Genomic DNA, 23,178 nt, shown 5'->3' with positions numbered 1-23,178 from the left:
CCGAACGGTTGATGGCAAACATAATTTAATTACCGATACCTATGTCACAGCTGGAAATATTCATGATTCCCAGCCTTACATGGCTCGATTAAAACGCCAGTTAGAGCGGTTTGGCTTTAATCCGGTTGGTGTCGGTCTTGATGCGGGTTATTTTACGGCTCCCATTTGCCATTTACTGCAGGCAGAGCAGATATATCCGGTGTTGGGTTATCGTCGTCCCACCCATGGTGCGAATCCCATCAGAAAAAAGCAGTTTATCTATAACAGTCAAAACGATACTTATATTTGCCCAAACGGGCAAACATTAATATATAAAACTACCAGCAGGGAAGGTTATCGTCATTATCATTCTGATGCAACAACCTGCAAAGTCTGTCCGTTATTGTCACAGTGTACACAGAGTAAAAATACACAGAAAGTCATCATACGCTATATCTGGGAAGCAGATAAAGAGAAAGCCAACGAGACTCGTTTAAGTCAGTGGGGAAAAAAAGTCTATGCTCGACGAAAAGAGACCATAGAGCGCAGGTTCAAATGCAGTGTTTATTGGCCGCAACGACTCAAAATATCAAGAAAATAGCGATAAAGCTATTTTTGTTACATTTTTTTAAGCTATTTTTATAATTTATTTAATAAAATCCAAATTAAAAATCCTATTTATGGTTTAAATAAAAAAATAAACCCCGAATTATATCGAGGTTTGTCATCAATCTGAGACGCTAATAAGCGTCTTATATTTTTTATTATCTATCTTTGTGAATTATTTTCTTGTCTGTTCAGCCGCTTTAACAATTGCTGCAAAAGCATCAGCTTTTAACGATGCACCACCAACTAATGCGCCATCAATATCGGGTTGAGTAAATAGATCTGCCGCATTTTTCTCGTTAACTGAGCCACCATATTGAATGATCAATTGTTGTGCTACTTTTACATCTTGTTTAGCAATATGGTCACGAATAAATTTATGAACAGCTTGAGCTTGCTCAGGAGTTGCTGATTTACCAGTTCCAATAGCCCAAACTGGTTCATAAGCAATAACTGAGCCATTAAAAGCTTGAACACCGAGCATTTTTATTACTGCATCAATTTGCTGTGCACAAACAGATTGTGTTTGACCGGCTTCATTTTCTGCTTCGGTTTCACCAATACATAATACAGGCACGAGACCAGCCTCTTTAATTACACCAAATTTTTTAGCAATAAATTCATCGGATTCTTTATGATAAGTGCGGCGTTCAGAATGTCCAATAATAATATGAGTCACGCCAATTTCTTTTAACATATTTACTGATACTTCACCAGTAAAAGCACCGGATAAATTAATACCTACATCTTGTGCTCCTAAAATAATATTAGATCCACCTAATTGGTGTTTTACAAAGTCAAGGTATACAACAGGCGGTGCAATTGCAATATCACATGCTGTGTCGTTTGATAGCTCATTTTTTAGTCCTGCGACTAAGTTTTTAGCCATATCCAAACTACCATTTAGTTTCCAGTTACCCATAACGAGAGGTTTTCGCATAATTTTCTCCAACTTAAGATTTAAAAAGGTGTTGATTTTAGAATGAATTCGGTATAATGATTAGCATTATACACCAAATAATTTGAGCTTGAGGAAAAATATGTCATTAGAAATACTAAATCAATTAGAAAGTCGAATCCAACATACTATAAATACTATCAATACATTACAACAAGAGATTGCAACCTTGAAAAAAGGTAATCAGGAGTTAGAGCAATTAATTAATGATAGTTCTGATGAAATGAAAGCACTACGTGACGAAAATGAAAAGCTAAAACAAGATCAGCAAGTATGGCAACAACGTATTCAAACTTTATTAAGTAAAATTGGTGAAATTACACAATAATTGATTCGACTTTTTGAACGCGACTTATGTCGCGTTTCTTTTATACGTCATTCATTATAATGGTGAAAATTAAGTCTAATGCAACAAAAGTTAAAATCACTCTGGTTGACCGAAGCTATCCATTTAATTGAAACAGAATCTGGGCGGTTTTCTGATCAAGATATCAACCGACAAGTAAGAGCAGAACAAGTGTCACTTTCAGATCGAATTGTGATGCGGGCAATTATGTTGTCTAAACAAAATGGATTGTATTTGGCTCAAAAAGTACTTTTGCGATCGGTAAAGCTTTCTTTTGTATTATTACTCTTACTATCTGTTTTTTTAGGTGGATCTTTAGCATTGGGAGTGTTAAGTCAAAACCCTATCAATTTGTATTGGGCACTTTTTAGTTTATTAGGTATTCATTTAATTACACTATCTATCTGGCTCAGTTCGTTTTTCTTTTTTTCCAATTTTGGTGGCAGTTTATTAATTCATTGTTGGTTATGGTTGGCTAAAAAGCTTTCTCAAAAAAAGACTGTGCAACAACTGATCCCTGCATTTGTTGAATTGTTTGGCTCTCGTATTCGTTGGCTTATTGGATTTGTGCTTAACCTGTTTTGGACTGTGATTTTAAGTTGTGCATTATTAGTATTGGTTGTGCTATTTTCAACCAAGAATTACAGTTTTGAATGGCAAACCACTTTGCTTAGTTCAGATACGATTGTTGGTTTAACTCATTATTTGGGCTATTTGCCTTCATTTCTTGGTTTTGAAATTCCTAAAGACGAGGTTATAAAGCTAAGTGAACATGCGTTAACTGCCGGTGAAATTCGATCATCGTGGGCTATTTGGCTGTTAGGTGTATTTATTGTTTACGGATTGATACTGCGGTTTTTGTGTATGGTGTTTTGTGGTGTTAATTGGTTTATTAGTTGTCGTCGAATTCAGCTAAACATTTCTCATCCCGATTATCAGATATTAGCCAATCAGTTGCAGCCATTATTTGTTAATATTGAGGATGCTGATAAATTAGGCAGTAGCAGTCACCAATGGCATTTTTCAGCGCATTCAATTGAAGCTGGGGAAGGTAATTTTTTGGTTGCCATTGATGTGCAAGAAACTTGGCATTATCCTGACTCTGTTTCATTTTTAGGTTTTTTAAATACCCGTGAACAGCGCAGTAATATTCTAGATTATTTGCAATTAACGCCAGCTCAAAAATTATTAATTGCGGTTGATACCGATAGAGCGCCAGATAGGGGAGTATTGAATTTTATTAATCAACTGATTAATAAATCTCAGCAGACTCGTATTTGGTTTATTAATCAAGGTAAACAGTATCATAATTGGCAATCATTATCTTTACAGTTGGCTCAACCTGACTGGCTAAGTGAGGCTCTGTAAAATGCTATCAACATTAAAATTAGCAATAGTTGGTCATGCTAATGTTGGCAAAACATCTTTATTACGTACCTTAATTCGTAATAGCCATTTTGGAAATGTGTCTGATAGTCCTGGCACCACTAGGCATGTTGAATCAATAACATTGCCGCTTGAGCATAATGAATCAATAGTCTTTTATGATACCCCAGGATTGGAAGACAGTTTAGCGCTTTATGATTATATTAACCAAATAATTCCTGCTAATGCAAAACTTGATGGTGTCGATAAATTAACACTTTTTTTACAAAGCCCTGAGTCTGAAAACGTATTTAATCAAGAAGCTAAAGTCATTAGGCAACTGATAAACAGTGATGCGGCTATTTATGTGATAGATGTCCGAGAGCCTGTATTAGCTAAGTATCACGATGAATTAGCTATTTTAGCCAATAGTGATAAACCCATATTAGCAGTTTTGAACTTTACTGCCGATAGTAATCAAAATGAAAAGGAATGGAAAATATTGCTGTCACGCATAGGGATTCATGCTATCATCCGGTTTGACGCAATATTCCCGCCATTGGATGGAGAGGAGCGTTTGTACCATAGCCTTGCTTTATTGGTTGAGCCTGCTAAAAAAATATTAGATAATTGGCTAAATAAAATCGCACAAATTCGCGATTCTCGTAATCAAACCGCTAATCGGATTATTGCCGAAACGCTTGTTGATGTTACAGCTTTTTATGAAATGGCTAAATCAGAAGATAACCAAGCAATAACTGATATGCAAAATAAAGTTAGAAAGCGGGAACAAAAAGCGATCAATGAATTATTAAAATTGTATCAATTTGATTCAACTCAAGAGAGTGAAGAAAGTTTGCCTTTAATAAAGGGTCGCTATAATGCTGACCTTTTTAATGTGGATGCTTTAAAAATGATGGGTGTTCATTTGACTAAAGGCTTTGTTCAAGGTGCGACAATTGGAGCTAGTATAGATTTAGCAACTGGAGGGATCTCACTTGGCTCGGCTGCGCTAATTGGTGCAGTAGTTGGTAGTTTAATGCAAACTGCAAAACATTATGGTTCCAGAATGCGGTACCAGCTTTCTGGATATAGAAAATTAAGCGTTGATGATGTTATTATTTGTTTTCTTTCTTTACGATTAATCCGCCTTAAAGAAAGTTTAAATCATCGTAGCCATGCGGATACTAGCCCTGTTAAGTTATCTAAAATAGATAAAACTGAATGGGAAAAAGGCGTGTTGCCTAAAAGCTTAAAGCTAGCAAGACGTTATTCGCATTGGTCGACGTTAAATAAAGGAACAAAAAGAAATGACAAAAAAAGGCAATCGACTATTAGGAACGTTGCTCAACAACTGCATTAGTTTAAAAAAAAGTTTTTTTATAACAATATTGGTCTTTTCTATTTTTATATTGTTTGGTTGTAGTACTAGCCAAGGTCAAGTTTCTACTAAAATTATTAAATCAGATCCTATTATGTTATCTAAAATAGAATCTCACTATAAAAAATGGCAAAACACGCCATACCGTTATGGTGGTACGACTTTAGCGGGTAGTGATTGTTCTGGTTTTGTGATGAACTTTTTTAAGAATAAACTTTCGAAAAACTTTCCAAGAAGTGCTGCTGAGCAAGCTAGATTAGGTATTAAGGTAAACACCCCTAAAGCAGGCGACTTAGTATTCTTTAAAACAGGTCGCAGCCGTAGTGGTCTACATGTTGGTATTTATTATGCTGACGGTAAATTTTTACATGCTTCAACGTCAAAAGGTGTAACTTATTCAAATTTAAATGAAAATTATTGGAAGAAACATTATTGGATGACGCGCCGTGTTATGGGTAGCTAGATTATTCCTTTTCACTTTTATTTTAATGAATAAGTTAATTTCATGAATCATAATAAAAATAAAATTCTTTAAATATTAGCTAATTTGAAGAATTTTATTTTTATTTATAACATGTTATTTACAACAGAAGTAGTGATTGCTAAATTTTTCCTTTTTCTTTTAATTCACGCATCGCCTTTGCCACATAAAGCATCTCACTCGGCGAACCTAGCGATATTCGACACCAATTTGTTGCTGGTGCGAAATCTCTACCAATTAATACAAAATTATTTTTCATTAGTTCTCGATAATCTTTTAAATCAATTGGACTTTTGTGAAACATAAAATTAGTTTGAGATTTTAAATAATGCAATCCTAAGTCAGACAATGCTTTTTCCATAATTTGCCTTGAAACATCAACCGCTTTTTTAGAGTATGTTAAAAATGGTTGATCATCTATTGATGCGAGAGCTGCGCAAACCCCACAATAATTAAGTTTTTCACCAGCAACATATTGGGCTATATTCTTAACGTTTTCAATTGAACTGACCACATAACCCACTCGTAATCCTGCCATAGCATGGATTTTTGAGAATGTTTTAAGCAATATAACATTGTCACAACCTTGTGTAATTAATTTATCAACTGATTCAAATGCAGGATCATTAACAAATTCAGCATAGGCTTCGTCAACAATAAAAATAGCATTTTTAGGCTTACTTTTTATCCAAGATTCAATTTCACTTGTTGCAAAAACTGTCGAAGTAGGATTGTTTGGATTAACCAAATAAACAATTGAAAAACCATTATAATCTTCAGCAGCTTTTTGTATGCCTTTTATATCGATCTGCCAATCTGGCAAACTGGGTACTTTAGTAATTTTTAAATTAAAGATCTGTGCAAAATGTTCTCCATCACCATAAGTAAGCTCTGGAATGACTAATTGAGTATTTGGCTTAACAAATGCAGCAATAGCACTACGAATGCCTTCTGAAGATCCTGCAGTTAATAAAATTTGAGTATCATCGACTTTATGATGTTTAGCTAATCGTTTGTTAAGCAATGGCATTTCGGCTTTGGCATAGCGATTAGCTTTTGGTACAGCGTCAATTGCAGCTTGTTTTGCTCGTGGTGACATACCAAGCGCATTTTCGTTAAAGTTGAGCCTTACTGGATTGTTAGCATCTGGTATTGCTACATTTTCAAGCATAGGTAGAGAGAATGAAACCGAGTTCTGCGATTCTATTGCATGAGCTTTAGATAATAATTGATTAATAGATAGCCCTGCAATTGCTGCACTGGAAAATGTGATTAATTTTCTTCTACTGACATTTAAATTGGATATCATGATTCACCTCTCCCTTAATTAATCTTTATATGGTCAATTATTAACTATGCAAAAATAATACCAAGTTTTTAATGATCATTAGATAATTGATTTATATAGTACTCAATAACATAAAGTTAGTGACATTTGATTGTTATGTGAGCTATTGTGATCTGAATATGCACAATTCTGGTGCTTTATTGCTCAAAAGCGGTAATTACAGGGCTGTTATTAATAACAGCCCTGTAATTACCTTGTATAGCTATTGTTAGCTATCTGCTGGTGTTTCAATATCCGAATAGGTTGCTAGCATCTGTAAGAATTTATATTTAGACTCTGCCATTTTTGTTGAACGTTCATGCAAGGTATTTGCAATTACAGGTTCAAGTATTTCTAAACGACGGAAACGCTGTTCTTTTAGTAAGATACCAGTTAACAACTCACTATTTGGTACTTTGGAATCTAGCACTAATCCTGGTTTGCCTTCTGCCATACGGCGTGGATCGTAACGATACAATGGCCAGAATCCTGATTTAACTAAATCTTTCATTTGTTCATGCGATTTAGCTAGATCATAGCCATGTTCTTCACAAGGACTATAAGCAATGACTAAAGATGGTCCATCATATGCTTCTGCTTCTTGTAATGCTTTAAGTGTTTGATTTAGTTGCGAACCTAACGCAATTTGTGCTACATATACATGACCGTACATCATTACACTAACACCAAGATCTTTGCGTGCTTTATGCTTACCTAAATCAGCAAATTTTGATACAGCACCCATTGGAGTGGCTTTTGATTGTTGACCTCCAGTGTTGGAATAACACTGAGTGTCTAATACCAATATATTTATGTTATCAGTTAAGCTCATAACATGATCAAGCCCGCCGAATCCAATATCATAAGCCCAACCATCGCCACCAATAGCCCAAACTGACTTATCTACCAAATAATTTGCATCTATCATCAACTCTTGTGCTTGCGAAGAATCTAAGTGTGCAAGCTGTTTACGTAATAACTTGACTTGTTGACGTTTTTCAGCTATAGAGGTTTCTGGCGATTTTAAGGCGATGACTATTTCGGGCGAAATGTCGCCAGCAACATAATCAAGCAAACGTAACGCCCGTTTTTTATGTTGGTTATAAGTAATACGATACCCTAATGCAAACTCTGCATTATCTTCAAATAATGAGTTTGCCCAAGCTGGACCACGACCATTTTGATCAGTAGTATAAGGCGATGATGGGAGGTTGCCACCATAAATTGAGGAACATCCCGTAGCATTAGCAATTGCTAAATGGTCGCCATAAAGTTGGGTCAACAATTTGATGTATGGTGTTTCCCCACAACCTGCGCAAGCACCCGAATATTCAAATAACGGTGTAAGTAATTGCGATGTACGCACATCAATGCGTTCAAGCGTGCTGATATCACGATCAGGCAATGCAGTAAAGTACTCAAAGTTAGCTCGTTGAGTCTCAAGATTATCGATACGTGATTGCATGTTAATGGCTTTAATTTCAAAATTATTACGATCACGAGCTGGGCAAACTTCGACACATAAGTTGCATCCAGTACAATCTTCTGGCGCTACTTGTAGGACGTAGCGTTGACCTTTCATATCACGGGCTTTTACTTCAAGTGAGCTTAATGAATCAGGCGCATTGATCATTTCATCAGGATCAACAACCTTAGCTCGAATAGCCGCATGAGGACAAGCAACCGCACAATGATTACATTGGGTACAGAGTTCGGGTTGCCAAATAGGGATCTCTTCAGCAATGTTACGTTTTTCCCACTTAGTTGTACCTATAGGCCAAGTTCCATCGGGCGGAAATGCTGATACAGGCAAGTTATCGCCTAAACCAGCTAACATTGCAGCAGTGACTGTTTTAACAAAATCAGGCGCGTTAGCAGGTACAATAGATGGCATTGTTGAACTGCTTTGATCAACACAGCTAAGTGGTATTTGTTCAAGCGAAGCTATAGCTAAGTCGAGCGCTTTCCAGTTATTTTCAACTAAATCTTGTCCTTTACTGCTGTAACTTTTGGCAATGACTTCTTTTAATTGGGCGATATTAAAATCGTTTTTAAAAATTCCAGCTAGATGAAAAAATGCCGCCTGCATAACGGTATTAATTCTTGCGCCTAAATTACATTCACGAGCTATTTTTGCTGCATTTACAATGTAAAAGTGTGCTCGTTTTTGTATTAATTGTGCTTGCACTTCTTTAGGTAGACGATGCCAAACTTTATCTTTGCTATATGGAGTGTTAAGTAAAAAGATACCATCGTCCTTTAACTTATCAACAATTTGATATTTATCGATAAACTGATCTTGGTGGCAGCCAATAAAGTGTGCGCTGGTAATTAAATAGGGTGAATCAATTGGATCTAAGCTGACTCGTAAGTGTGAAGTCGTCAAACCTCCTGCTTTTTTAGAGTCATATACAAAATATCCTTGTACATAAAAAGGAGAATTATCACCAATAATTTTAATATTATTTTTGGTTGCAGATACCGTGCCATCACTGCCAAGCCCATAAAATAACGCTTCAAGAGCAGATTTTTGTGGTATCGATTGGTGAGGTAAAGGTAAAGAAAGCCCTGTTATATCATCATAAATACCAACGGTAAAACGTGGTTTGGGTTTATCTAATCCAAGTTCATTAAAAATAGCAAGTACACAACGAGGATCAAATTCTTTAGATGATAACCCATAGCGTCCACCTATAATAAGAGGCATAGTTGCGCGTTCTTTGCGCGACAGGCTTTCAGCAAATGCGGTCATAATATCTAAATAAAGCGGTTCGGCTTGGGCCCCCGGCTCTTTAGTTCTATCAAGCACAGCAATTTTATTAACAGTACTTGGAATAACTTCGAGCAGATGATTGGCTGAAAATGGGCGGAATAGCCTAACGATCACAACCCCGACTTTTTCGTTTTGTTTAAGTAAAACATCCACTACTTCTTTGGCGGTACTAGCACCAGATCCCATAACTATAATAATATGCTCAGCATCACTAGCACCATAATATTCAAAAGGTTGATACTTTCGGCCTGTTTCTGCTGCAAAAGCATCCATAGCATCAACAACATGTTGATAAACATTATCATAATAAGTATTTATCGCTTCTCGGCACTGGAAGTATGTATCAGGATTAGCTGATGTACCTCTAGTTACCGGTTTATCAGGCGTTAATGCTCGTGAGCGATAGGCTTTAATAGCTTCGTGTGGTAATAAATTACGAATTTGGTCATCACTTATTGGATGGATTTTATTAACTTCATGTGAGGTTCTAAATCCATCAAAAAAATGAACAAAAGGAACAAGGCTATTAAAGCTGGCCATTTGCGAAATTAAGGCAAAATCCTGTGCTTCTTGCACTGAGCTAGAACAAAGCATCGCAAAACCAGTTTGCCTAATTGCCATCACGTCAGAATGATCGCCAAAAATTGAAAGAGCATGCGTTGCAACAGTACGTGCTGCAACATGCAAAACAAAAGGAGTCAGTTCGCCGGCTATTTTGTACAGCGATGGGATCATTAAAAGCAAACCTTGTGATGAAGTAAACGAAGTTGCAAGTGCACCTGTCATTAATGAACCATGAACAGTTGCAATTGCACCTGCTTCGGACTGCATTTCAATCACTCTTGGTGTATCACCAAATATGTTTGGCTTGTTAAATTCTGCCCATGTACCTGCCTGCTCTGCCATAGCTGAGCTTGGTGTAATTGGATAAATAGCGATGACTTCGTTTGCACGATAAGCGACGGATGATACCGCACTATTAGCGTCTGATATGATCATTAAAAAACCTTTTATTTTAAAGTATTACGACATTACTTTGTTATAATAATTTTATTTACTATTGTATCAAAAAGTCAGGTTACTTTGAGCTATTTTTATATTAATTTTTGAGTAAAAGCGTTGAATTTTTGGGTTACAGGATAGACGAAAGATGATGATTGAAAAAACAGAGCAATGGTATCTAGTTAGTTATGCTATTGGTGATTTTTTGAATCAATAAACTTTGTAGTAGGCTAAAAAAGATATTATCCAACTTATCTAAAGTTGCATAATATCTAAAATAGAATACTTACTACTTAATAATAACACGGTCATTTGACGTTGAATTTTTAATTTCACCTAATAGCCAAGCCTTTTCACCATGATTATTTAGTAAAGTAATTGCTTTATCGGCTAACTGTTTTGGTAAAGCAATAATTAAGCCAACACCACAGTTAAAAGTTCGATACATTTCGTGACGGCTAACATTTCCCGCTTGTTGTAACCAATTAAATATTGCTGGCCATTGCCAACTAGCTTCATTAATGACTGCTTGAGTATTTTCAGGCAAAACACGAGGAATATTTTCCCAGAACCCACCGCCAGTTATATGGGCAATGGCGTGCACATCAACTTGAGTAATAAGGTCAAGAACGGACTTAACGTAGATCTTAGTTGGTACAAGTAGGTGATCGGCAAGAGTTTTGCCATTTAACTGTTCAGTGGCAGGATTTACACCGCTGACTTCAATTATTTTACGCATTAATGAATAGCCATTAGAATGAGCACCGCTTGATGCTAATGCAATTAATGCATCACCATCTTGTACTTTGCTACCATCGATCATGGCTGACTTTTCAACAACGCCAACACAAAATCCAGCTAAATCATAGTCATTAGCATGATACATACCCGGCATTTCAGCTGTTTCACCGCCAACTAAAGCACAACCTGCTTGTTTACAACCCTCAGCAATACCAGTTACCACAGTGGCTGCAACATCAACATTAAGTTTGCCGGTAGCATAATAATCAAGGAAGAATAAAGGTTCAGCACCTTGTACAATCAGATCGTTAACACACATTGCCACTAAATCAATGCCAATTGATTCATGACGGTTTAAATCCATTGCAAGGCGTAATTTAGTACCCACACCATCAGTGCCTGATACTAAAATCGGTTCTTTATATTTTTGCGGAATAGCACATAGTGCACCAAAGCCTCCCAGTCCTCCCATTACCTCAGGACGCTTGGTTTCTTTTACTACAGATTTAATGCGATTAACTAGTTCATTACCGGCATCGATATCGACACCAGCATTTTTATAACTAAGAGAATTGTTATTTGACACGACAAGTAGCCCTTACAATAAAAAGTTGTTGCTATTTTAGCAAGGATGAAATTTAATGGCGATTAATTATTTACAAAATAACCAATTAAATAAAATTACTAATTATTTTCAAACCAACTTTCTAAAATAATGATTGCCGATGTAGCATCTACATGACCTTTTTTCAGTGCACGAAAACCACGAGATGCAAAAATATGAGATTTAGCTTCAACAGTTGATAAGCGCTCATCTTGTAGATGGACTTGATAGCCAAACATACCGTGTAATCGGTTAGCAAATTTGCGTGCTCTAGCCGTAAGAGGTTGTTCTGTACCATCCATATTTAAGGGTAACCCAACTATTAAAAAGTCGGGTTTCCACTCATTTAAGACCTTTTCGATAGTTTGCCAGTTAGGAATACCATCTCGGGCTTTAAACGAGCATAAAGGATTGGCTGTTTTAGTTATATCTTGGCCAATAGCCGCTCCAATACTGACTGTGCCAAAATCAAATGCGATAATGGTTGCCATGGGTCATGCATTTCCCATTTGGTGTGAAATAGTATTCATATTAACCCCAAGTGATTGGGCGGCTTTTTGCCAACGTTCATCAATAGCAACTTCATAAATAATTTTGGGATCAACATCGACGACCAACCAATCATTGCGGGCAATTTCGTTCTCAAGTTGTAAAGATTGCCAGCTTGAATAACCTAAAGCCAAAAAGATATTTTGGGGCTGTTCAGGTGAGCCAATTGATTTAAGCACATCAAGTGAGGTGCTAATCATCACGTCATCTGAGATCTGAATACTAGAAGCAAATCCTTGTTGAGGCGTATGTAAAATAAACCCTTGTTCATCAGCAATGGGACCTCCACAAAATACAGGTTGTTCTAATTCAGCACAACTTGTTGGTGAAGTAATTTCTAGGCGTGTAAGAACTGTCGCAACATTAAGATCAATAATTGGTTTATTAATCATAATTCCCATGGCACCATCACGATTATGTTCACAAATATAAATAACTGAATGACTAAACAAAGAATCATCAAGTGTTGGCATTGCGATAATAAAATGGTTTTTTAAATTCATAGTTTCACATTCAAGTTAATTTTATAATGCACATTTGCCAATTTTAACGCTGTGTTCAACATTACAGTGCATTAATAATTCTGGTTCATTTGTTTCTTCATTGATCGATTCTGAAACAATTTCAAAATTTTGAGAAAGATAAAAGTTAATCGCATTAGTATTTTTTTTATAAACATGTACAAAGAGTTCTGTATGGCGTTGTTTTGCTTTTTCAACAAGAGCTTTACCTGTTCCTTGTCGGCGAAAAGCTTCATCTACAAATAGACCTGAAATATAATTTTCAGTTATACCGATAAACCCTTTAACTCCATCAAGGTCTTGAACGTATAAAGTACACATTGGAATTAACATTTTTACTAAATCACAATTTTGTTTAAAAAACTCAGGATTGATAAAGTTATGAGCTTGCAAATTACCTTGCAACCATATTGTCATTACGCTATTTAAATCTTCAGATTTATATTGTCTAATCATTGTTTAACTCTTTTTATTTAATCGGTATTCGATAGCGTCCATTAACATACCGGTGATTGAAAGGTCAGGGTTGGCAGCTTCAATTTCTCGAACGCAAGTTGGGCTGGTAACGTTAATTTCGGTCAACTTATCACCAATGATATCAAGTCCTACAAATAGTAGACCTTTTTCTTTTAAAACTGGGGCGATGCTTTTAGCTATATGCCAATCGCTTTCGCTTAAGGCTCTAACTTCGCCATGTCCTCCAGCAGCAAGGTTGCCACGAGTTTCACCTTTTTGAGGGATTCGTGCTAAACAATAAGGTACAGGTTCACCATCAACCACTAATACACGTTTATCACCATCTTTAATCGCAGGAATAAAGTTTTGAGCCATGCAATAACGTGTGTTATGTTCGGTTAACGTTTCAATAATCACTGAAACATTGGGATCGTCTTGTTTGATTCGAAAAATGGATGATCCCCCCATGCCATCAAGTGGTTTTAAAATGATATCATGGTGTTGTTCGTGAAAAGCTTTGATATGCTGTGTTTGACGTGTAACCAAGGTTTTTGGTGTAAACTCGGCAAACCAAGCGGTAAAAAGCTTTTCATTACAATCGCGTAGACTTTGTGGTTTATTTACGACTAACACACCGTTAGCTTCGGCACGCTCTAGAATGTATGTAGCATAGATATATTCAGTATCAAAAGGTGGATCTTTACGCATTAAAATTGTGTCAAGGTCACTTAGTGGAATTGTCTGTTCTTGCCCAAATTCAAACCAATGATCTTTATCGTTATAAACTGTTAAAGAGCGAGTTGTGGCATAAGCTTCGCCAGTATCTAGAAAAAGGTCATTCATTTCAATATAAAAAAGTTCATAACCCCTTTTTTGCGCCTCAAGTAACATGGCAAAACTGGTATCTTTTTTTATTTTGATGTGACTAATTGGATCCATTACAATGCCCAGCTTTATCATGATGACTCCTTACCTATTTTGTCTTTATAAAATTGTTTTATACTGAAACATGGGTATTCCTGGAACTTTTTAACAGGTTTTTAATCATAATACCCAAATTAAAATTTAATATTTGTTGTTATCATACTCGTTACAAGTTCAGTTGCAAAGCAATCATTACTTATCATTTGTATAAGATATATTTATCCAAGATCGCCTAAATGTACTTGTAAGGCGGTGAGAGCCGTTAATGCTGCAGTTTCTGTTCGCAACACTCTAGGGCCGAGTAAAATGTCTGAAAAATGATAGTTATGTGTCATGCTAATTTCATTATCAGATAAACCACCTTCAGGTCCAATTAGTAAGTGAATTTGTTTATGCGTATTAGTCAACTGTTTAATACCATATTCAGCTTTGGGGTGTAGATTGAGTTTTAAGCCTCCGGTTAAACTAGCACACCAACTTTCTAACTTCATTACTGGATGAATAACTGGGATCACGTTTCGACCGCATTGTTCACAAGCAGAAATAACAATTTTTTGCCATTGCTGGATTTTCTTTTCGAGCCTTTCTTCATGAAGTTTGACGCCACAACGTTCAGAAAGGAGTGGGGTAATACTCGCTACGCCTAATTCGACTGATTTTTGAATTGTAAACTCCATTTTTTCACCGCGTGAAATCACTTGCCCTAAGTGAATATCTAATGGTGATTCACGATTATCTAAAATGGGCAAAGAGGTTTTTACTGTAACTGTTTTTTTATTGATTTCATATATAACTGCAGGAGTAATATGGTTTGAACCATCAAATAAAATAATATTTTCACCTACTTTCATGCGTAACACGCGAATAAGATGGTTAAATGCGTTATCATCTAGGGTAACAAGACTATTTGGCTCAATGGTAAATGGTTGAAAAATTCGAGTCATAATTTTGTATATCTTATATTATTTGCAATAAATTATAGCGTAATTTAACAAGATTCGGTAATCTCTATTTAATGTAACTTATGTTTTGGAATCAGGTATGAATACATATAGCAAAGATAGGGTATTAATCGAAGGATTAACTGTTTTAACCACCATCGGCGTATATGAGTGGGAAAAGACCATCAAACAAAAATTAATTATTGATCTTGAAATGGCGTGGGATAATAAACCTGCTGGAGAAAGTGATAACGTATCACTTTGCTTAGATTATTTTGTGGTTAGTCAAACTATAACACAATTGGTTGAATGTTCGAATTTTGAATTGATTGAATGTGTTGCTGAGCGTATTGCTGAGCGTATTATTCAACAATTTTCGGTTAATTGGCTTAAAGTTAAAGTATCCAAACCGAATGCAATAGCTAATGCTCGAAATGTTGCTGTAATAATTGAACGTACGGCAAATAAATAAACTAACTAGTGGTAAAGATACTGTAACAATGATAGATAATAAAAAGCAAGATTTAATTACTAACAAAAAACATCATACAGCTAAAGGGTTTAGGCACGACGAATCTTTTAAAATAAAAATAAGTGAGTTTTTGCGTTGGCGTTTTGAACGTAAAGTTTTACCTCCTAAAGAGGGTTATCACAACTTTAATCAGACGTGGTTTGAGCAAATAAATCTTGACTTGCCCGATGATAGAGTTTGGTGGATTGGTCACTCAACAACATTGATTCGTTTGGGCGGTAAAATGATTTTGACAGATCCTATCTTTTCTAAACGTTCTTGGCCGTTACAATTGTTCTGACCGAAACGTCGTACACCTCAAGCTTTAGAAATTGAACAACTACCGCAGATTGATTTTATCGTAATTTCACATAACCACTATGATCATCTTGATTATCATAGTATTCGGAAATTAATTGTGCGTTTTCCTAATATTGTAATAATGGCTCCTTTTGGTTTAAAAAAAGTATTATTAAAATTGGAAGTAAAACAAATTATTGAATTAGATTGGTGGGATAGTGTAACTGTTGATGAGCTTACTTTTTTGGCAACATCGTCTATACACTGGAGCAATCGTGGGTTATTTGATGTAAACAAAGCATTATGGTGTGGTTGGATGATTCAATCTAATATTGATAATCAAGATCAATTAAAAACGGTCTATTTTATGGGGGATACATGCTACTCCGTCGAATTAAAAGAGATCGCTAAGCGTTTTCCTTCAATAGACTTGGCATTAATACCAATTGGGGCTTATGCACCACGTTGGTATATGTAATCACAGCATATCTATCCTAAACAAGCTGTGCAGTTATATGATGAACTCAATTGTCATTGCGCAATAGTCATTCATTGGGGGGCATTTGAATTAGCTGATGAACCATTAGATGAACCACCTCAATTATTAATTGAACACAAAGCCGAGCGCGCTTTTCATCTATTAAAAATAGGTGGTAATTTCGCTATTAAACGTATCAATTATGAATTAAAATAACTTCAATAGAAACAAATGTAATACCTATATTTATTTAATGTATTTGCCAAAAGGAGAAAGAAATGAAATTAGCAGTTATTGGGCTATCTTGTTTCATGTTTAGCCTAGCATTAGTTGGATGTGGAGGGAAAAACGATGAAGGTAAGACCTATCATTGGTCAAAAGTTCACGGTGTTTTAGAAGATTGTCGTGGTGTAATGAATAAATCGCAACAATGTAATACTAATTCCAATAATCAACAATATCTATTTAAAGTCGATAAATACTAATATGAGTGCATGGCTGATTTACGCATTACTTTCTGCTATTACTGCGGCAAGTGTTGCTATTTTAGGGAAAATTGGTTTACATCATCTTGATGCTAACACAGCTACTGCAATTCGTGCCGTTGTAATGGCCATTTTTTTAGTTGGTGTGGTTGTTGTTCAGGGTAAATTAAATCTTATCAACACCTTTTTTAATGATAAAAAGGCATTACTTGTTATTGCGCTAAGCGGTATTGCAGGTGCACTATCTTGGCTATTTTACTTTATGGCAATAAAAGAAGGTAAAGTATCGCAAGTTGCGCCAATTGATAAATTAAGCGTAGTTTTTGCTGTTGTATTTGCTGCTGTTTTATTTGGTGAAAAGATCTCGTTGTTAGCTGGCGTTGGTGTCGCTATGATTGCAGTTGGTGCGATATTAGTGGCACTATTTTAATTGTGCATCAACACTATTGCCTTGGTTTATTGATATGCGTGGCTTTATAGGAGGCAGAATTCATAAACCATGGCTTGATATAATATCACTTAAGTAATGTATTAAACAGTTCAACATTCACCATTTCGCCTTCACTAACATTACCACGATCTTGTTCAAGCACAATAAAACAGTTAGCTTGGTTAAATGACTGCGTAATATGAGAACCTTGTTGACCAGTTGTTGTTACTTCTAACTCACCTTGTTCATTAATTTGTAATATTCCTCTTTGAAAATCTAATCGACCAATACTTTTCTTTAGATTGTTAGTGGTTTTGACTTTAAAAGATAAATTGGTAGGAATCAATTGTTGTCCTGAAAGTGTTAAGATCAATGGTTGAACTAATTGATAAAAGGTTATCAAAGCCGAAACAGGATTACCGGGCAAGCCACAAAATAGTGCGTCCCCAATTTTGCCAAAAGCGAAAGGCTTACCAGGCTTCATTGCAATTTTCCAAAAATTGATTTTACCCAATTCTTCTAAAGCAATTTTTGTATAATCAGCGTCACCGACAGATACGCCACCACTTGTTATCACCAAGTCAGCTTGACTTGATGCAGTTATTAACGCTTTTTTTATTTCGGTAAGATCATCAGCAATAATGCCGAGATCAATAACCTCACAGTTCAGTTTGGTTAATAATAATTTTAGGGTAAAACGATTGCTGTCATAAATAGCACAATTACCAGATAATGGCTGACCAATGGGGGTTAATTCATCACCCGTTGATAAGATAGCGACTTTTAATTTTTTAAAGACAACAAGATCACTAATGCCTAATGTTGCAAGTGTCGATAATGTTGGTATCGTTAATTTAGTCCCTTTGTTGACTGTGATCGCACCTTTTTTAACATCTTCACCTATACGACGAATATTATCGCCAGCTTTTATATTACCTAAAAAGGCAATCCCCAAATCAGATTTTTCGGTCTGCTCCTGCATAACAACAGCATCGGCATCATTTGGCACAGGCGCACCTGTCATAATACGCAAACAAGTACCTTTTGGCCAATTAAGATTGTTTATATCGTCACCAGCAAAAATAGCGCCAGCCAGCGGCAACAATTTTGATTGTTTAAGATCTGCTAACCGAACTACATAACCATCCATAGCTGAATTATCAAAACTAGGTACATTAATAGGGGAAATTACAGGTTCAGCGGTAATCCTTTCTAATGCATCAAATAACGTAACTTTCTCACTATGCAAAGATTTTATGGTTGAGGCGCTTTGATGTATTTGTTGCTTGGCTTGTTGAAAAGTGAGTAACATAAAAGTGGACTGTCCTTATATTTACCAATCTATTATTGGTTCAGTTGACAAAAAGTTTCAGGTAACACTACGTTTAAGTAAAAAATAAATTTTATATCAATATTAATTAGTTATTATGAACATCAATATAACAACGTCGCCAAAAGGCGACGTAAAATAATCAACTATACATTAAATAAGAAGTTCATAATATCGCCATCTTGCACGATATAATCTTTACCTTCAGCACGCATTTTGCCTGCCTCTTTAGCTCCTTGTTCACCACCGTATTTAATAAAATCATCAAAAGCAATGGTTTGCGCACGAATAAAGCCTTTTTCAAAATCGGTATGAATTTTGCCTGCTGCTTGAGGTGCGGTATCGCCAACCGAAATTGTCCAAGCACGAACTTCTTTTACGCCTGCGGTAAAATAAGTTTGAAGATTAAGTAAACTATAGCCAGCACGAATCACACGATTTAAGCCAGGTTCGGTTAAACCTAAATCTTGCATAAATTCATCACGATCGACATCATCAAGTTCGGCAAGTTCTGCTTCAATTGCAGCACAAACAGGTACGACAACAGCTTTTTCTTGTTTTGCTATTGCTTTTACTTTATCTAAATAAGGATTATTTTCAAAACCATCTTCATTCACATTAGCGATATACATTGTTGGTTTTAATGTTAAAAAACTTAAATATTTAATTGCTTCAAGTTCTTCTTTGCTAAAGTCTAATAGTAGTAATTTTTTACCTTGCTCTAGATGAGGTAAACATTTTTCGAGGATCTCAAGCTCAAATTTTGCGTCTTTATCGCCACCTTTAGCGCGTTTTTGTAAACGAGTCATTGCCCGTTCACAAGCTTCAAGATCGGATAAAGCGAGTTCAGTATTAATAATCTCGATATCTTCAGCTGGATCAATTTTTCCTGCTACATGAATGATGTTGTCGTTTTCAAAGCAACGCACTACATGACCAATAGCTTCTGTTTCGCGGATATTAGCTAAAAATTGATTTCCTAAACCTTCGCCTTTTGATGCGCCTTTAACAAGCCCAGCAATATCAACAAATTCCATGGTAGTAGGTAATGTGCGTTGTGGTTTAACAATTTTAGCTAACTCATCTAAACGGGGATCGGGCATTGGTACAACCCCAGTATTTGGCTCGATAGTACAAAACGGAAAATTAGCCGCTTCAATGCCAGCTTTAGTTAGTGCGTTAAAAAGCGTTGACTTACCTACATTCGGTAATCCGACAATCCCACATTTAAATCCCATACTGTTTGTTACCTTTTTTGTTTTAAAATATTTTAAAAATAAGGGGCGATTATATACTAAATTGCGCTATTTGTGCTAATCTTCTTATCAATAAATCATCCGATAATTAAGCAAATTACTAATAATCATTTAGTTTATTATCCAGTCAACGCTTTCTAAAAACCGTTTTATAAGTCATGCCAAGTAATGTAACTTAACGACCCAATTATTGTTCGGAATCTAAACCAATTTGATAAAGTTGATTTTTTCTAAGTCCATATATTTCAGCAGTAATGGCTGCTGCCTTTTTTAGCGGTAATTCTTTTTGCAATAGTTTAAGGGTACTAATTACCTGAGGATCGATATCATCATCGCATTTGATATGACCTTGAACAATCAATACAAATTCACCTTTTTGGCGAGAAGTATCCTCGTTTAGCCAATTAATCAACTCATTAACCTTAAAACTGACAATGGTCTCCCATGTTTTGGTTAGTTCCTTAGCTAAAATGATCTGCTTATTTGGTCCCCAAATAGTTTGCATATCGTTAAGCGTGTCTAATAAACGATGTGTTGATTCATAAAAAATCATTGTTCGTGGTTCGTCCAACAATTTTATAAGACAATCTTGGCGAGCTTTAGTTTTAGCTGGTAAAAAACCTTCATAAATAAACTTATCTGACGGCAATCCTGATACACATAAAGCAGCAATCGCAGCACAAGCACCAGGAACGGGAACTACTTTTATGTTATTTTCGCGACAAGCCTTAACTAAATGATATCCGGGATCATTAATTAACGGAGTGCCAGCATCAGAAATCAAAGCAATTGATAACCCAGATTTAAGTTTTTCAATCAAAATATTGGACTTTTCTTGTTCATTATGATCATGTAAAGCAAACAATTTTGCTTTTATTCCAAGATGTTGTAAAAGTAAACCACTATGGCGAGTATCTTCAGCCGCAATAAGATCGACACTTTTCAGTATATTGATAGCTCTGAGTGTAATATCATCTAAGTTTCCGATGGGGGTGGCAACAATATATAAAGTCATTTTTTTAATCACATTAAATTTTTATAGAAATACGGCAAAGGTGCTGTACGAAAACCTATTTTATTGTATATACTCATTACATTCAAAATAAATCCGACAAAACCAAAATAAATAGTTAATTAAAAGTAGAAAAAATAGCTTGTTTATAGCAAAATTAGGCATGTGATAACGGAATTTATATTTTGTCTAATAATGGAATTATACTAATTTAATTTGAATCTTAGCAGTTATGTATTGCTAAAATAATCAAATAACAAATCTATAGGTAAAACTCATACAATTCTAAATGAATTTATTGATTTAACCAATAACTAATCAATATAATAGCTTTTTGCCATAAAAACGCTAAAATGTGCTAATAAAACAAGATGCGTAAAATGCTTTGAATACAAAAATAGTCAAAAACGAAATTTACGAATGAAAAGGTGTTGCTTTGAAAAAAATACTTACATTAAGTTGCTTAAGTTTGTTAATTGTTGCGTGTACGCAAACTGAGCAGGCCGAAATTGAAGATATTTCTGGCGGAGGTGGGTCATCAACCTCTTCTGTCTATACCAAACCTCCAGCTAATATTTCAACAGGTGGGAGAATCTCTTCCACTCCTGCTACTTACAATCCACCGATATCAAGACAGGAGACGGTTTCAAATACTAATGAGGCAAATAATACCAGCAATAATAGTACGGTGATTAGTAATGAACGTATTGTTTATAACCGTAATTACGACGATATTCCAAAAGGGGGATATCAAGGTGATACTTATACGGTTAAGAGAGGTGATACCTTATTTTATATTGCATGGGTTACTGGTAATGATTACCGTTCGCTAGCAGCTAAAAATAATATCAAAGAACCTTTTGCTTTGAATGTTGGACAAGTATTAGATGTTAGTGGTGGCGCCGTAGTGGTCACACAAAAAACTACAACGAACAATACAACAGCAATTAAATCAAATAGTGATAGCTCATCTGTAGTGATTGGACAAGCCAAAAACAAACCAACAATAACCAAGACAACAACAACTTCAATTACCACGACGGATAAATATAAACAACCAACAACAACTGAAACTACTGAAACTATAATCGAACCGCTAGACGATTCCAACAGAAGATTAGCTACAAATACAATAAATTCAAAAGTTGCTAATATTTCGTGGCGATGGCCTGCACGAGGTAAGATTATTGAAAAATTTACGAAAGCAAGTAAAGGTATTGATATCTCAGGTTCAATGGGTGATAAAATTATGGCTGCGGCTGATGGACGTGTTGTGTATTCGGGCAATGCGTTGCCAGGTTATGGTAATTTAATTATTATTAAACATAATGATGACTATTTAACGGCATATGCGCACAACCAATCAATATTAGTAAAAGAACAGCAAACAGTACGCGCAGGTGAACAAATTGCCACAATGGGAGCAACGGGTACTTCGTCAGTGAGATTACACTTTGAAATTCGTTACAAAGCGCAATCTGTTGACCCGTTAAAATATTTACCTAAATAATAAGTGTTTTGAGTCAATCCTATTGGCTCAAAACAAATGGCATGTTCGGAAACGGTCTAGCGTGTCTATAGACGGAATATACCAAAAATTTAATTTACGTAATAAAGGAGTTATACTCATGGCTGTAAAAAAATTAGTGCTAATTCGACATGGAGAAAGTGTTTGGAACCAAGAAAACCGTTTTTGTGGTTGGACTGATGTTGATTTATCTGATAAAGGTAATAAAGAAGCGGCTGAAGCAGGTAAATTACTAAAAACAGAAGGTTTCACATTTGATTATGCTTATACTTCTGTACTAAAACGTGCAATTCACACATTATGGCACGTTTTAGACGAAGTAGATCAAGCATGGTTACCTGTTGAAAAAAGCTGGAAGCTAAACGAACGTCATTATGGTGCATTACAAGGTTTGAATAAAGCTGAAACAGCAGCAAAATATGGTGATGAACAAGTAAAATTATGGCGTCGTGGCTTTGCAATTACACCTCCTGCACTTGAAAAATCAGATGAACGTTTTCCTGGTCACGATTCACGTTATAGCAAACTACCTGAATCAGAATTACCATTAACCGAAAGCCTAGCATTAACTATTAAACGTGTACTACCTTACTGGGAATCAACAATTGCTCCACGTGTAGCTAAAGGTGAACGTGTTATCATTGCTGCTCATGGTAACTCACTTCGTGCATTGGTAAAACATTTAGACAACATCAGCGATGATGATATTATCGATTTAAACATCCCAACTGGTGTGCCATTAGTGTATGAATTTGATGACAATATGAAAGTTATCAAACACTACTACCTAGGCAATGCTGACGAAATCGCTGCAAAACAAGCTGCTGTTGCCAACCAAGGTAAAGCAAAATAATTATTCAATAAACTATTAAAGAGGTAGGTTATTTAACTTAC

The 23,178-nt window shown here is 35.6% G+C and carries 23 protein-coding genes and 2 pseudogenes; 13 read left to right on the top strand and 12 right to left on the bottom strand.

Annotated features, from left to right (window positions below; all coding sequences use genetic code 11):
* Positions 1-624, top strand: a pseudogene (locus ACGH49_RS04590) (transposase); the annotation flags it as partial.
* 136 nt (positions 625-760) lie between these two features.
* On the opposite strand, the gene tpiA reads toward ACGH49_RS04590, so the two are convergent.
* A complete protein-coding gene (gene tpiA, locus ACGH49_RS04585) occupies positions 761-1,525 on the bottom strand; it encodes a triose-phosphate isomerase (protein WP_411588386.1) in 765 nt (254 codons plus the stop codon).
* Positions 1,526-1,625: 100 nt separating this feature from the next.
* Between tpiA and zapB the strand changes: the two genes are divergently transcribed.
* From zapB to ACGH49_RS04565, 4 genes are all read left to right on the top strand, one after another.
* Positions 1,626-1,871: a cell division protein ZapB gene (gene zapB, locus ACGH49_RS04580; RefSeq protein WP_065560759.1), complete on the top strand. Its 246-nt coding sequence runs from the start codon at positions 1,626-1,628 to the stop codon at positions 1,869-1,871.
* Between the two features lie 78 nt (positions 1,872-1,949).
* Positions 1,950-3,257 carry a DUF2868 domain-containing protein gene (locus ACGH49_RS04575; RefSeq protein ID WP_411588385.1) on the top strand — a complete coding sequence of 436 codons (1,308 nt, stop codon included), beginning with the start codon at positions 1,950-1,952 and terminating at the stop codon, positions 3,255-3,257.
* A gap of 1 nt (position 3,258) precedes the next feature.
* Positions 3,259-4,617 carry a DUF3482 domain-containing protein gene (locus ACGH49_RS04570; RefSeq protein WP_411588384.1) on the top strand — a complete coding sequence of 453 codons (1,359 nt, stop codon included), beginning with the start codon at positions 3,259-3,261 and terminating at the stop codon, positions 4,615-4,617.
* On the top strand, positions 4,565-5,098 hold the full coding sequence (locus ACGH49_RS04565; RefSeq protein WP_081298043.1) for a C40 family peptidase: 534 nt from the start codon (positions 4,565-4,567) through the stop codon (positions 5,096-5,098). Before ACGH49_RS04570 ends, ACGH49_RS04565 begins: the two co-directional genes overlap by 53 nt.
* A 139-nt stretch (positions 5,099-5,237) precedes the next feature.
* Here the strand turns inward: ACGH49_RS04565 and ACGH49_RS04560 are convergent, their stop codons facing one another.
* The 8 genes from ACGH49_RS04560 to rsmE all read right to left on the bottom strand — a co-directional run bounded on the left by ACGH49_RS04560 (position 5,238) and on the right by rsmE (position 14,957).
* Positions 5,238-6,425: a pyridoxal phosphate-dependent aminotransferase gene (locus tag ACGH49_RS04560; RefSeq protein ID WP_411588383.1), complete on the bottom strand. Its 1,188-nt coding sequence runs from the start codon at positions 6,423-6,425 to the stop codon at positions 5,238-5,240.
* Between the two features lie 247 nt (positions 6,426-6,672).
* Positions 6,673-10,215 (bottom strand): pyruvate:ferredoxin (flavodoxin) oxidoreductase, encoded by a 3,543-nt coding sequence (gene nifJ / locus ACGH49_RS04555; RefSeq protein WP_411588381.1) that lies wholly within the window; start codon positions 10,213-10,215, stop codon positions 6,673-6,675.
* Between the two features lie 292 nt (positions 10,216-10,507).
* A complete protein-coding gene (purM, locus tag ACGH49_RS04550) occupies positions 10,508-11,545 on the bottom strand; it encodes a phosphoribosylformylglycinamidine cyclo-ligase (protein WP_065607364.1) in 1,038 nt (345 codons plus the stop codon).
* Between the two features lie 98 nt (positions 11,546-11,643).
* Positions 11,644-12,054, bottom strand: coding sequence for a Holliday junction resolvase RuvX (gene ruvX, locus ACGH49_RS04545; RefSeq protein ID WP_411588380.1), 411 nt, complete (start codon positions 12,052-12,054; stop codon positions 11,644-11,646).
* A gap of 3 nt (positions 12,055-12,057) precedes the next feature.
* A complete protein-coding gene (locus tag ACGH49_RS04540; RefSeq protein ID WP_065607363.1) occupies positions 12,058-12,615 on the bottom strand; it encodes a YqgE/AlgH family protein in 558 nt (185 codons plus the stop codon).
* 21 nt (positions 12,616-12,636) lie between these two features.
* A complete protein-coding gene (locus tag ACGH49_RS04535) occupies positions 12,637-13,089 on the bottom strand; it encodes a GNAT family N-acetyltransferase (RefSeq protein WP_411588379.1) in 453 nt (150 codons plus the stop codon).
* A 3-nt stretch (positions 13,090-13,092) separates the two neighbouring features.
* Complete coding sequence (gene gshB, locus ACGH49_RS04530; protein ID WP_411588378.1) at positions 13,093-14,049, bottom strand: glutathione synthase; 957 nt, start codon at positions 14,047-14,049, stop codon at positions 13,093-13,095.
* A 182-nt stretch (positions 14,050-14,231) separates the two neighbouring features.
* On the bottom strand, positions 14,232-14,957 hold the full coding sequence (gene rsmE / locus ACGH49_RS04525; RefSeq protein WP_411588377.1) for a 16S rRNA (uracil(1498)-N(3))-methyltransferase: 726 nt from the start codon (positions 14,955-14,957) through the stop codon (positions 14,232-14,234).
* A gap of 97 nt (positions 14,958-15,054) precedes the next feature.
* Here rsmE and folB point away from each other — a divergent pair, with 97 nt between their 5' ends.
* The 6 genes and pseudogenes from folB (at position 15,055) to ACGH49_RS04495 (ending at position 17,158) form a co-directional block, all read left to right on the top strand.
* The gene (gene folB / locus ACGH49_RS04520) at positions 15,055-15,426 is read left to right on the top strand and encodes a dihydroneopterin aldolase (protein WP_034910947.1); all 372 of its coding nucleotides are present in this window, start codon (positions 15,055-15,057) and stop codon (positions 15,424-15,426) included.
* 28 nt (positions 15,427-15,454) lie between these two features.
* Entirely contained in the window at positions 15,455-15,766 is a 312-nt protein-coding gene (locus ACGH49_RS04515) for a hypothetical protein (RefSeq protein WP_411588376.1), read from the top strand.
* Between the two features lie 18 nt (positions 15,767-15,784).
* A pseudogene (locus ACGH49_RS04510) lies at positions 15,785-16,243 on the top strand (MBL fold metallo-hydrolase); the annotation flags it as partial.
* Between the two features lie 27 nt (positions 16,244-16,270).
* Positions 16,271-16,459 (top strand): hypothetical protein, encoded by a 189-nt coding sequence (locus ACGH49_RS04505; protein WP_411588375.1) that lies wholly within the window; start codon positions 16,271-16,273, stop codon positions 16,457-16,459.
* A 62-nt stretch (positions 16,460-16,521) separates the two neighbouring features.
* Positions 16,522-16,728: a hypothetical protein gene (locus ACGH49_RS04500; protein ID WP_411588374.1), complete on the top strand. Its 207-nt coding sequence runs from the start codon at positions 16,522-16,524 to the stop codon at positions 16,726-16,728.
* Between the two features lies 1 nt (position 16,729).
* Positions 16,730-17,158 (top strand): EamA family transporter, encoded by a 429-nt coding sequence (locus tag ACGH49_RS04495; protein ID WP_411588373.1) that lies wholly within the window; start codon positions 16,730-16,732, stop codon positions 17,156-17,158.
* 85 nt (positions 17,159-17,243) lie between these two features.
* Here ACGH49_RS04495 and moeA read toward each other — a convergent pair whose 3' ends face one another.
* The 3 genes from moeA to rsmI all read right to left on the bottom strand — a co-directional run bounded on the left by moeA (position 17,244) and on the right by rsmI (position 20,759).
* Positions 17,244-18,470: a molybdopterin molybdotransferase MoeA gene (gene moeA, locus ACGH49_RS04490; RefSeq protein ID WP_296210832.1), complete on the bottom strand. Its 1,227-nt coding sequence runs from the start codon at positions 18,468-18,470 to the stop codon at positions 17,244-17,246.
* A gap of 164 nt (positions 18,471-18,634) precedes the next feature.
* Positions 18,635-19,726, bottom strand: coding sequence for a redox-regulated ATPase YchF (gene ychF, locus ACGH49_RS04485; protein WP_411588372.1), 1,092 nt, complete (start codon positions 19,724-19,726; stop codon positions 18,635-18,637).
* 205 nt (positions 19,727-19,931) lie between these two features.
* A complete protein-coding gene (gene rsmI, locus ACGH49_RS04480) occupies positions 19,932-20,759 on the bottom strand; it encodes a 16S rRNA (cytidine(1402)-2'-O)-methyltransferase (protein ID WP_411588371.1) in 828 nt (275 codons plus the stop codon).
* Between the two features lie 433 nt (positions 20,760-21,192).
* Between rsmI and nlpD the strand changes: the two genes are divergently transcribed.
* A complete protein-coding gene (nlpD, locus tag ACGH49_RS04475; protein WP_411588370.1) occupies positions 21,193-22,266 on the top strand; it encodes a murein hydrolase activator NlpD in 1,074 nt (357 codons plus the stop codon).
* Positions 22,267-22,384: 118 nt separating this feature from the next.
* Positions 22,385-23,137 carry a 2,3-diphosphoglycerate-dependent phosphoglycerate mutase gene (gene gpmA, locus ACGH49_RS04470; protein ID WP_411588369.1) on the top strand — a complete coding sequence of 251 codons (753 nt, stop codon included), beginning with the start codon at positions 22,385-22,387 and terminating at the stop codon, positions 23,135-23,137.
* Positions 23,138-23,178 lie beyond the last annotated feature (41 nt).

Source organism: Gilliamella sp. BG7, from assembly GCF_046635565.1.
GTDB classification, from domain to species: domain Bacteria; phylum Pseudomonadota; class Gammaproteobacteria; order Enterobacterales; family Orbaceae; genus Gilliamella; species Gilliamella apicola_P.
This window is presented reverse-complemented; position numbering and strand designations above follow the sequence as displayed.